The following is an 11567-nucleotide window of genomic DNA, read 5'->3' on the forward strand; positions in this document are numbered from 1 at the left end:
CAGTCACCAGTCCCCAGTCCTTAGTTCCTTCAATTCTGATTCTGGCAATTTTTCGGAATCATTGCCCAATTTTGCTTACTATCTTGAGCCACAGCCCTATTCTAAGTGGCTTATGCGGATATTGGCTGTCCAATGGAATGCACTTTGATTAAACTAGTTGTGCCCGATTTACCAATTGGAACACCAGAGGTAATCACTACTTTATCGCCCTTATTGGCTAGACCCATATCTACAACTGTGTTCACCACATTGGTAAACATCTCTTCAGCATGGTGGACTGGTGGGATCAGCAAAGCTTCCACACCCCAAGAAAGCGCTAGTTGGCGATAAGCGGTGATATCGGAGGTGAGGGCAATAATGGGAGAAGTCGGCCGATATTTAGACACCATTCTCGCTGTATTTCCTGATGAAGTGTTACAGAGAATTGCCCGTGAACCTGTTTCATAAGCGATGCGACACACAGATTCTGCTACAGATTCGGTAACGCTAAGACTGCCTGCTTCATGACACCAAGCATGTTTACTACCCTCATCTAGAGCCTGTTCTGTCCGCACGGCGATGTTGTGCATCATCTGGACGGCGGCGATGGGATATTGTCCGACAGCTGTTTCACCAGAGAGCATTACCGCATCCGTACCATCTAAGATGGAGTTGGCAACATCAGTTGCTTCGGCGCGGGTGGGATCGGGGGCGCTAATCATCGACTCTAGCATTTGGGTGGCTGTAATCACCGGTTTGCCAGCACGATTGCAACGGCGAATAATATCTTTTTGAATGAGGGGTACTTCGTGAATTGGCACTTCCACCCCTAAATCGCCACGGGCAATCATAATTGCGTCGGCAACTTTCAGAATGGAATCAAAGTTTTCTAGTGCTTCTGCTCTTTCGATTTTGGCAATTAAGCGGATGGAAGCACCAGCCGCTTCAATCATGCGCTTGGCGGGTTCTAAGTCTTGTGGTGATTGCACGAAGGACACCGCTACCCAATCTACACCCAACTGAATCCCAAAGCGTAGATCCAGTAAGTCTTTTTCGGTGATGGAACTAACAGGTAAAGGAGTTTGTGGTAGATTTACTCCTTTATGTGTGGAAATTAACCCGCCAGTTTTCACTTGGGCGCGAATGCGATCGGCATCGCGATCGGTAACAATTAACTTGACGCGACCATCATTAATTAAAATCGGTTCACCTGGTCGCACCATTGCGAACAGAGTCGGCAATGGTAGGGGGAGTTCGTCAATACTCTCACCCTTTTCTTGCAAAACAAAAGTAACTTCAGTACCAGCTTCTAAATTTAACCCTTCCGGTGGTAAAGTTCCCAAACGAATCTTGGGACCACAGAGGTCTTGCATAATTGCGATCGGCTTTTGCTGCTCATTACTAATTTGTCTGAGATAGTGAGCAGTTTGGGCATGGAATTCGTAAGCGCCGTGGGAAAAATTCAGCCGCGCCACATTCATTCCAGCTTCTACCAAGCCTCGCAGATTTTCGGGTGCAGATGTAGCGGGCCCAACAGTACAAATGATTTTGGTTCGACGCATAGGGATTAGGGGTTGAGGAGTAACCTGCAAATTTGGATAGTTTGTGCGTAGGCGTAGCCCGTCGTAGACATCGCCCAGTCATCCAAATTAACACGTGCTTTATATCACTGTTTTTGTAAATAAAGATACTAAATAATGTTTTACTCCCAGGGTATTTACCATTTGACCCAAATCCCAAAAGTCAAGGGGAGCCAGTCGCATGGGCGGGTCTCCCGACTTGTGCGAACTGGCGTTCAAAAGTCAAAAGTTAATCACCAATGACCAATGACCAATGACCAATGACAAATCACCAATTAAACCACAGCAACTGTAGAGGCAAGTTTTTCCTTTTGTGATATAGATAACATCAAATCAATCACGCGATTCGAGTAGCCCCACTCGTTGTCATACCAGGCAATTACCTTGAAGAAGTTGGAGTTCAACTCAATTCCAGCACCTGCGTCGAAGATACTAGAATGGGTATCGCCTTGAAAATCTGTGGAAACTACTTCTTCATCTGTGTATCCCAAAATACCTGCAAGTGAACCTGCCGCAGCTTCCTTCATGGCAGCACAGATTTCTTTGTAACTAGTAGCTTTGGCAGTTTTGAAAGTTAAATCAACTACAGAGACATCGGGAGTCGGAACCCGTAATGCCATACCAGTCAATCTACCCTTCAATTCTGGTAAAACAAGTGCTACAGCTTTAGCTGCGCCTGTGGAGGAGGGAATAATATTCTGGCTTGCACCTCGACCACCCCGCCAGTCTTTCTTGCTGGGACCGTCTACAGTTGGCTGAGTGGCAGTCATAGCATGAACTGTGGTCATCAATCCTTCAGTTAACCCAAAGTTGTCATTGATGACTTTCGCTATAGGAGCTAGACAGTTTGTAGTGCAGCTGGCATTGGAGACAATGATATCCTTGCCGGGGTCAAATAGGTGATGATTGACACCCATGAGTAGAGTCGTAACTCTATCTGGATCTTTGGTAGGAGCAGAAATTACCACGCGCTTTGCACCTGCTTTTAGGTGGTTTGCGGCTCCTTCGTAATCAGTGAAGAGTCCCGTTGCTTCTACAACATAATCTGCACCTAATTTTCCCCAAGGTAACTCTGCTGGATTCCTCATCGACACACAAGGGATGAAATGTCCGTCAATGAGAATACCATCTTCTTTGGCTTCAACCTTGTGCTTTAATTGACCGTGGGTTGAGTCGTACTTTAATAGGTAAGCGAGGTTGTCTGGTGGTACTAGGTCGTTAATGCCTACAAACTCGATATTGGGATTATCGAGGCCAGCGCGAAGCACGAGTCGCCCGATTCGACCGAAGCCATTGATACCAACTTTCAATTTAGTCAAGATTAAACCTCCCGTTGTGGAAGTTGAACAAAAGGAGAAAGTTAAAAGTCAAAATAAATTGCCTTTTACTCTTTACTCTATGATCCTGACAGTCTCAGTCAGCTAAGGCATATTTACTTGGCATCTTTTAAGGATTGGGGATTGGGGAATGGGAAACGGGGAATGGGGAACGGGGAATGGGGAATAGAAAAACCCCGATTTAAAAAGTTTTGATGCTTTTTTAGCTCACCCAGACTGTTTAAATAATTTGCCCTTGTAATCCACGATTCGTTAGGAGGTAAACAGCAAAAGTTCCTAACCAGTGACTAGCTGCATAATGTTCAATTACAACATCTGTGAGTCCATGCTGACGATGGTGAAGAGCAGCAGAGCGGAGTGTTTTTATGCGGCGATCGCTATTTGCCAATCCAGATATGATACCCTCAAGCATCCAAGCACGACTGAGATTAAGACCGTAGAAGTGGGCTTGCATATAATCTTGAGGATTATCCACTCTGGCTGGTTCTAACCAATTTACTGAATTATCAATGGGTATTTGTGGCAGAAAATTGGTGAGCCAATCAGTGAAATCTGTTGTAGGCAGGATTCGCCGCATCAGGTCTGCTTCAGCAAGTCCAGGAGAGAGAAAATCGTAGCCAAGCGGTTCAAATTGTAACGAGTAGTTGCGATCGCTAAGATAGAATTGCCGTGCTTTATTCTCCAATAACTGAGTAAAGTCAGTATTTTCGGTAATCCTTGCCCAATCTAGCATCAAACCAAGTGCAAAAGCTGTTTGGCTATGCACCCCTGTGCGATTTGGCAGTTTCAGTTCGTTAATCCAGCGCTGTAGGTTATCAGCAATCAACTTTTCTAGCGGTTCTAATACAACCCGCCATTCTTTCGCTTGAGCATGATTCCACTCGTGAAGTTCCGCAACCAGTTGCAGAAACCAGGCCACACCGTAAGGAAATTCAAAAAAGGGTCGCCGTTGAAAATGGGCAATCTCTCCTTGAATTTTCTCAGGTGTTAGGCTTTGCCCAAGTGCTTGCTTTGACGCTGCATTGAAAGAGGCTTCAGGAAAGTGACGCAGCAAACGTACCAGTAACCAGTGACCATGTACGGCTGAATGCCAATCTAAGCAGCCATAAAAAGCAGGAGTCAATTGACGCGGTGATTTTATATCCTCGTCGCTCTCAGCCCAACGCAGAATACTGTTAGGATACTCTCGCTCGATACAATCCAGTACTAATTGAGCAAATTGTGCTGCGATCGCTTCATTAATCTCCAAATTATCGAGTGGCATGGTCACGTCGCTTCGCTCCGAATTAAAAATTAAAAATTAAAAATTAAATTTATGTGCTTAGGGACTTGCGTGAAAATAAAGTACCAGTAAACCGAGTTTCGACTGCGCTCAACTCTCGATGGCTGAGGGTTGAGCGCAGTCGAAGTGTCGAAACCCGTCTGGTTGGGATACTATTAACCCGCAGCTCCTTTATATCCTTTTCTTTGGCGATTACTTAGTACAGTTTTGCGTAAAAGCGTAGCATTTTTAATGCAGGGGAATGGGAACTGGGTATTTAGGACGGGTTAAAGCCCCAAACATCATTTTTTCACGCTCTTCCCAATCCCCAACCCCTTTTAGCATTGCAAGGTATTACCAAATTTAATTCACTAGGAATTAACCATCAGTTGCGCTTCAGGTTTTACCCTAGCTTCCGCTTCCAGAAAGTCAGCCACTTGAGCTTCAATTTCATCCCGAACAATTTGGCGATACTCCAAGAAATGCTCAATTTGGGCACAAACGGCTAAGTAACTACTCACTCCACCCGGATTGTGCCGATACATACTCCACAGGTTGCGCCAGAATTGCCAGCGCGTCTGACGACGTACCCCCTGCCGCCAACAAATAATTAGAAACGCTCTGAGTACTTTCCAGTTCAATGGTTTCTTGGCAGCTTTGCCCTTTTTCGGGTAGGTTGCTTCGCCCAAAAGCCGGAAGTGTTTGTATGTACGCTCCAAAAACCGCTCTGGCTCATACAAATCACAGAACGCCTGCACATATTCACGAGCGATGTCTTCTAACGGTCGAGTTGGGACAAAGTTCATCAACGTGGTTTGGTTGATGTTGGCTGATTTATTGCGGAGTCGTCCTTCTTTTTCTAATCTATGCCAGAGGGCTGTATCTGGAAGCGCTTGCAGCATACTAAATAAAGCGGTGGGAATTGCTGTTTGCTCGACAAACTTGACAATCCGTGCGCCGGCTCCTACTTTCTCGCCATCAAACCCAATGATAAAGCCTGCCATAACTCGCAACCCTGAGCGGGTAATCCTATTCACCGCATCACTGAGCGAGTCTCTGGTATTCTGATACTTTTGAGTGAAAGTGAGACTTTCTTCGTCGGGGGTTTCAATTCCCAGAAAAACGGCTCCAAAATTACACGCTACCATCAAGTCCATCAGTTCTTGATCTTGGGCTAAATCAACTGAAGCCTCTGTCGCAAAAGAAAAGGGATAGTTATGTTCTACCATCCAGGGCAGAAGAGACTTCAAAAATAATTTGACATTCCGCTTATTACCGATGAAGTTGTCATCCACCATAAAAATGCTGCGCCGCCAACCCAGTTTGTAGAGATAATCAAGTTCTGCTAATAGTTGTTCTGGGTTTTTGGTGCGAGGCTTGCGACCATACAGCACAATAATGTCGCAGAATTCACACTGGAAGGGACATCCACGGGAAAATTGCACCGACATTTCCGCATAAGCTTCAAACTCTAGCAAGTCAAAGCGAGGGGTGGGAGTGTTGGTAACATCTGGTTTTTCACCGCCAGAGCGAAAGATACCTGTGCGATCGCCCCGTGCGATCGCTGCTACAAATAAGGGTAGGGTAATTTCCCCTTCGTCCAATATCAAGTAATCCACTCCGGCGGATGTCATTTCATCTGGTAACGCTGTCGGGAAAGGCCCACCTACAGCTACCCGTTTACCTCTGCGTTTTGCTTCTAATATCTGACAGAGCAAGTCTTCTTTTTGCACAATCATCGCCGACATAATAACCAAATCTGCCCAAGCCCACTCTGCTTCCGTACAGGCACGAACATTTCGATCTACTAGCTTATACTCCCATTCTTGAGGTAATATCGCGGCTACAGTTACCAAACCTAAAGGCGGTAACATGGCTTTACGGTCTAATAAAGCCAGTGTTTTTTCAAAAGACCAAAAACTTTTTGGAAAAAGGGGGTATAGAAGTAAAACGTTCATATTTGATGCTTATAAACCTTGATCTTAGCTGCTGCTTGAGTTGAAATACAACTTCGCCGCTCTGGTAAAACACTTAGAGAAGCTTTTGTATGCAGTAGCTGGTAAATTCTACTATGACTGATTTAGACTAAACAATATTTTTTAAGGGCAATTATTACTACTTTTATACTAGGGAGGGCTCCGAAACTGCGGGTTTTGCTGAATTAAGGAATGATTATTGTGGAGTGGGCATCTGCCTTAACTTCACATCAATGGCAAAATGCCCATCCTACAAAAATAGTAAAATCATCCCGAAAATATGCAACGCTACTTGGCAAACTGGCAACTCTGAGAAAATTAACTGTGTTATTTTAAATAACTATACAAGGTGTATTTGCACTTTCAAGCTATTTTTTAGACGGGCTGCAACCCGTCTTTATTTATCGCCAGCTCCTTTTACAGCAGTTTTCATGTATTTGAACTACATCTGTCGTAGGAGCAATTTATGAATTGTCCCTACGACGAAAGTCCTAAATTTAATGATTTACTCAACAAGTTTTAGGGTGTAATATAACGTTTCCTAAGCAACATCTCAATCAAGAGAAAGAGGTTTAAATCTGTTCTTCTCCCCTGCTCCGTGCCCCCTGCTCCCTATCCCCTGCCTCCTTCAACTTCTCAGTTGCACAGGCATAGCTAAATAGGTCATTTTCAAACCACCCAATGGTGTAAAAATAACTGGAGTCAGGCTTTGATTTAGATGCATTTGAATTTCGGAAGATGGTAACTCTTTCAAGCCTTCCATCAAATATTTAATGTTAAAAGCAATTTCAATGTTTTCTCCAGATATCTGCGCCGGCATTGACTCTCTACCACTACCCACATCTTGAGCTTCACAAGATAAGGTAATTTCTTGAGCTTTGCTATCAATACTAAGTTTGACAATATTATTTTTTTGATCGGCTAGGACAGCAATCCGTTCCAAAGTGCTGACAAATTGTCGCCGTTCAATAGTCACTTGTCGTTCAAATTGACGCGGAATCAATTGTCGATAAGCAGGATATTGCCCTTCTAATGTGCGACTAGTCAAGCGTTGATTTTGCCATGCAAACACAACTTGACCTTGATCGAAATATAAAGCTACAGGTTCATCTGATGAGGCGCTATGAGCTAGCATCCGTTGAAGTTCGCGTAATGCTCTTGCTGGTACTGTCACCTCTAGTTGACTAGTTCCGCCTAAAGGACGCTCGTTGCTAGTTTCTACCACTGCTAGGCGATGTCCGTCGGTAGCTGCAAATTCTAGAGTATCTTGTTTAACTGTTAAATGCACTCCCGTGAGTACTTGTTTAGTTTCATCACCACTGGTAGCAAATAATGAACCCCGTAATCCCTCAACTAATGCGGCGGTGGTGAGATAAATTACTTCCGTATTTTCAATTACAGGTAGTTCAGGAAATTCTTCCGGCCCCATTGCTCGGACTTGATAATGTCCACTTTTGGGTGTGAGTGTAACTATTAAACCTTCTCCACTGGATGTTGCACCTGTGAGGGCTGATTCATCGTCTAAAGTGATTTCGCCTTCTGGAAGACGGGAGGTGATATCTACAAGTAACTTAGCAGGAAGTGCGATCGCACCTCCTTGCCATACCTCTGCATTAAAGCTGGTGCGGATTCCTAAGCTGAGATCGAAGGCTGTTAAGCTTACTTGGTTAGTTTCAGCATCCGCTTGCAACAGCACATTGGCAAGTACTGGATGAGTCGGTCGTGAAGGTACTGCACGACTAACGAGTGAGAGATTTGTACTGAGATCGCTTTGGGAGCAAACTAATTTCATAAGTGAGATTCAGCTGGTGAAGGATATGGTAACATCCTTATTGTTTATAGGCGATCGCTGATGAAGTTATTTAAGGGTAAAAAACTCGTTTAAACGGTTTGGTGGCTCTGCTTTATCCGCGATGCAATAATCGCTCTCCGAACGTCTCGGTCTGATAAATTCCCAACCGAGAGCAAATGCTGGGGCATTCCTCCCATACGCTCTAGAATGCTTTGCTCAGATGGTTGGCTTTTTTCACTATCAGATGTGAAATTTTTCTGATCCTGTCTACCTTTTATGAATAGCAAGAAGTCTAACACTTCTTCCACTAAAGAATCTGAAACCTGCCCAATTTCCTGAATAAGTTGCTCTCTGGCTGTCATAAACTATCTGCTTCAATACCAACAGGACTTCATTTATTAGGTTAATAGGGTTTAAGAAAGATTTTATCGTCAGACAAGAGACAAAAGCGATGTCTACGACGGGCTACGCTTACGCTCCTAAGCTTCAGACTATAAAAATTTAAACGTTTGCAACTAATGTTGCTTGATTTATAAGAAACGCTTAAGTCTTTCTTGCAAATGTATAAGCCGTTGCAGCAAATGCTTAATACTTTGCAACAAATACTCTTCCATGTATAAGAAACGCTTAAGTTTTTCTTACAAATGTATAAGCCGTTGCAGCAAACGTTTAATACTTTGCAGCAAATACTCTTCCATGTATAAGAAACGCTTAAACCATTGCAGCAATTGTTGTAATGAACTTATGAATCTATTTACTACCTAAAACTAAACTTAGTCTAAGTGAAATTAACTAAAGCTTTTGAAATGCGATCAAACTTATTTGTAGTATTTTCCCATGACAACCAAATATATATTTGTATAAAACAGTACTATCAACCTGTAGCAGAGATGCATTATGGCACGTCGTAAAAGAAATTCCAGCATTTTAGAACGAGCCGATCGCCGGATTGAAAGTTTACAATCTATTAGTGTAAAACTTGACTTTGGGGAAGGAGTGAATATACAAGCTTACACCATGACAATTAACGATCTACGATCTAAGCTTGCTGCCTACAATACTGCGTTATCTACCATTGACAAACTCACAGATGACGTGAATAACGCAGAACAGGTTGTAATCGCAATGTCAGAAAAAATGTTACTAGGAGTTGGCAGCCGTTACGGTAAAACCAGCCAAGAATATGAGATGGCAGGTGGTGTGCGACGAGGTAATACCAAGAAGAAGCGAAGCGTAGTAGACAATTCCCAAGTCACCAATTCTGTTCAGCTTTCTTCTGTAAATGGATCTATGAATGGGGCATCAGCTGCGATCGTCAGTTAGCTAAAATCCAATAGGGTTTATATAGCGGTTCTCGTACCCTACGGGAAGCCGCTACGCATCTTAATAGATGCAATAGACTTTAACCTCTCTCTTTTTAGGCATCCCACTTATCATATTAGGTAAGTTTAGGTAAGTTAACTACCTGTGGAAAACTTGTGGAAAAACATGGGTAATTTTCCACAAAGTAATTATACTTAATTAAGTTTTATCAGGAAAATATCAAGTTTTCCACAGATTTTTCCACAAAAAGTAAGATTTTTTCCATAATCTAAGTTAAATTTAATCAATTTTTATACGTTACTTAATATTTTCAATTAATTATTCAACCATTAAGACTAGCGATCGCACTGCTGGTTGTAGAAAACTTAAAATATATCTTCAGGATAAAATTAAAGACTAGCAAAGCTAAACTTCGGTAAAGGTTACAAAATAAATCAAATCAGATTCAATGACCGCTACTCATCATTTATGGCTACCTGCATCGACAGATTTAACTTTGTTATCAGATGAGATTCATGTCTGGCGTATAGAACTTGACCAACCAGAACTACAACTGCAAAATTTAGCAGCAACTCTTTCCAGTGACGAAATGGCTCGTGCTGAACGGTTCTATTTTCAGGAACATCGACAGCGTTTCATTGCTGGTCGTGGTATTCTCCGAACTATATTAGGTCGCTATTTAGGTATCCAGCCTTTACAAGTGCAGTTTAATTATCAACAGCGTGGCAAACCAGTATTAGCAGATACATTTGCCGATAGTGGGCTGGAATTTAACTTGTCTCATTCCCAAGGGATGGGTTTGTGTGCGGTAAATTGTACCCACCCAATTGGTGTAGACCTAGAATATATTCGCTCAATGTCTGATATTGAAGCTCTTGCCAAACGGTTCTTTTTACCGAGAGAATATGAGATGTTGCGATCGCTATCTCCCAACCAACAGCAAGAAGTATTTTTTCGTTACTGGACTTGTAAGGAAGCTTATTTAAAAGCAACTGGAGACGGACTATCCCAGTTAGAGCAAGTTGAAGTGTTGCTAACTCCCACTGAACCAGCCAAGTTACAGATATTAGAAGACTGGAGTCTTTTTGAACTAGTACCTACTAACAATTATGTTGCTGCCGTTGCCATAGCAAATTATGGCTGGAACTTAAAATGCTGGCAATATTAATCTTGATTAAGCTCATCTCTTGGCTGAAATAAGAGAGATATTGCGGACAAATGACCAATGACTAATGACAAATGACCAATGACAACCAGCCTACTTATCCTCCTGCATATTTCTCACAATTTTTGTCACCAGGTTTCTTGGTACAAATCTGACGCATTTTGCAAGTAGTTTATTCATAAAACCAGGAATGACAATGGTTTGGCCCTTCATTAAGCCGCGAAAACCAATTTCGGCTACAGTTTGTGCATCCATCATCCTTTTACCCTTGAGCAACTTCGAGTCAGCCATCCCAGTTCTTTCATGAAAGCCCGATTCTGTTGACCCTGGGCAAAGAACTGTCACAGTGACACCTGTACCTTCTAATTCATTAGCGATCGCTTCCGAAAAAGATAAGATATAAGCTTTAGTAGCAAAATAAACCGCCATCAAAGGTCCTGGTTGAAAAGCAGCAGCCGAAGAAACATTCAATATTTTTCCTTCACCTTGCTTTACCATGTGCTTCACAAATAGCTTGGTTAAATGGGTGAGGCACACCAAATTTACCTGTAGCATTTCCAATTCAGTAGCTAGGTCTGTTTTGTGAAATAATCCATAGATACCAAATCCAGCATTATTTACCAGCACATCAACATTAATATTGGCGAGTTGCAACTCCGTGAAAATTTCTTCAGGAGCAGTTGATATAGATAAATCCTTAACAATAGTTTTGACAAGATTTCCGAATTTTTTTTGGAATTTAGCTGCAATTTCTACTAACTTTAGCCCGTTTCTGTCTACTAAGACTAGATTGTAATCATGAGTGGCAAAAATACAGGCTAATTCGTAGCCAATTCCACCGGCTGCCCCAGTAATAAGAGCAGTTTTTTTGCTCTGACCTTGATGTGTTTTGTTCATGTAAAAATATTGGTGAATTCAACTTGATGAAGCTGCCTTGCATACAGTGGTTATCGTTCTACAATTAAGTACACGTAATATTTGAACCGACAATAACTGTCTTGAGTTATTATCCTTTCAAATGCTTGTGTGATGCCTTGGATAGATGTAACAGTCCAAACGTAAATTTAGGACTTATGCATCAAAGAAGTGGGGCATTAAAGAAGTTTGATTATTTCAAGCTACTAGCACTGGCTTTTGATTACTCAGAAAAGTCA

9 protein-coding genes are annotated in these 11567 nt (G+C 42.5%); 2 read left to right on the forward strand and 7 right to left on the reverse strand.

Annotated features, from left to right (window positions below; all coding sequences use genetic code 11):
- Window positions 1–110: 110 nt before the first annotated feature.
- The 6 genes from pyk to NPUN_RS00190 form a co-directional block, all read right to left on the reverse strand.
- The gene (gene pyk / locus NPUN_RS00165; protein WP_012406861.1) at window positions 111–1541 is read right to left on the reverse strand and encodes a pyruvate kinase; all 1431 of its coding nucleotides are present in this window, start codon (window positions 1539–1541) and stop codon (window positions 111–113) included.
- A 293-nt stretch (window positions 1542–1834) separates the two neighbouring features.
- Window positions 1835–2878 (reverse strand): type I glyceraldehyde-3-phosphate dehydrogenase, encoded by a 1044-nt coding sequence (gap, locus tag NPUN_RS00170; RefSeq protein ID WP_012406862.1) that lies wholly within the window; start codon window positions 2876–2878, stop codon window positions 1835–1837.
- 238 nt (window positions 2879–3116) lie between these two features.
- A complete protein-coding gene (locus NPUN_RS00175; protein ID WP_041565089.1) occupies window positions 3117–4160 on the reverse strand; it encodes a DUF2891 domain-containing protein in 1044 nt (347 codons plus the stop codon).
- A 368-nt stretch (window positions 4161–4528) separates the two neighbouring features.
- Window positions 4529–6115, reverse strand: coding sequence for a B12-binding domain-containing radical SAM protein (locus tag NPUN_RS00180; protein ID WP_012406864.1), 1587 nt, complete (start codon window positions 6113–6115; stop codon window positions 4529–4531).
- 646 nt (window positions 6116–6761) lie between these two features.
- Window positions 6762–7925 (reverse strand): DNA polymerase III subunit beta, encoded by a 1164-nt coding sequence (gene dnaN, locus NPUN_RS00185; RefSeq protein ID WP_012406865.1) that lies wholly within the window; start codon window positions 7923–7925, stop codon window positions 6762–6764.
- 89 nt (window positions 7926–8014) lie between these two features.
- A complete protein-coding gene (locus NPUN_RS00190) occupies window positions 8015–8287 on the reverse strand; it encodes a hypothetical protein (RefSeq protein WP_012406866.1) in 273 nt (90 codons plus the stop codon).
- A gap of 535 nt (window positions 8288–8822) precedes the next feature.
- Between NPUN_RS00190 and NPUN_RS00195 the strand changes: the two genes are divergently transcribed.
- Both NPUN_RS00195 and hetI read left to right on the forward strand, forming a co-directional pair.
- Window positions 8823–9248 (forward strand): hypothetical protein, encoded by a 426-nt coding sequence (locus NPUN_RS00195; RefSeq protein WP_012406867.1) that lies wholly within the window; start codon window positions 8823–8825, stop codon window positions 9246–9248.
- 448 nt (window positions 9249–9696) lie between these two features.
- Window positions 9697–10416 carry a 4'-phosphopantetheinyl transferase HetI gene (gene hetI, locus NPUN_RS00200; RefSeq protein ID WP_012406868.1) on the forward strand — a complete coding sequence of 240 codons (720 nt, stop codon included), beginning with the start codon at window positions 9697–9699 and terminating at the stop codon, window positions 10414–10416.
- 90 nt (window positions 10417–10506) lie between these two features.
- Here the strand turns inward: hetI and NPUN_RS00205 are convergent, their stop codons facing one another.
- Window positions 10507–11310, reverse strand: a complete 804-nt coding sequence (locus tag NPUN_RS00205; RefSeq protein WP_012406869.1) for an SDR family NAD(P)-dependent oxidoreductase — start codon at window positions 11308–11310, stop codon at window positions 10507–10509.
- Window positions 11311–11567 lie beyond the last annotated feature (257 nt).

The organism is Nostoc punctiforme PCC 73102, from assembly GCF_000020025.1.
GTDB classification, from domain to species: Bacteria; Cyanobacteriota; Cyanobacteriia; order Cyanobacteriales; family Nostocaceae; genus Nostoc; species Nostoc punctiforme.

Bases quoted from the DNA above. Each gene is read 5' to 3' on its own strand.
- NPUN_RS00190 (WP_012406866.1), bottom strand. From the start codon at position 8,287: ATGACAGCCAGAGAGCAACTTATTCAGGAAATTGGGCAGGTTTCAGAT.
- hetI (WP_012406868.1), top strand. From the start codon at position 9,697: ATGACCGCTACTCATCATTTATGGCTACCTGCATCGACAGATTTAACT.
- dnaN (WP_012406865.1), bottom strand. From the start codon at position 7,925: ATGAAATTAGTTTGCTCCCAAAGCGATCTCAGTACAAATCTCTCACTC.
- NPUN_RS00195 (WP_012406867.1), top strand. From the start codon at position 8,823: ATGGCACGTCGTAAAAGAAATTCCAGCATTTTAGAACGAGCCGATCGC.
- NPUN_RS00205 (WP_012406869.1), bottom strand. From the start codon at position 11,310: ATGAACAAAACACATCAAGGTCAGAGCAAAAAAACTGCTCTTATTACT.
- NPUN_RS00175 (WP_041565089.1), bottom strand. From the start codon at position 4,160: ATGCCACTCGATAATTTGGAGATTAATGAAGCGATCGCAGCACAATTT.
- NPUN_RS00180 (WP_012406864.1), bottom strand. From the start codon at position 6,115: ATGAACGTTTTACTTCTATACCCCCTTTTTCCAAAAAGTTTTTGGTCT.
- pyk (WP_012406861.1), bottom strand. From the start codon at position 1,541: ATGCGTCGAACCAAAATCATTTGTACTGTTGGGCCCGCTACATCTGCA.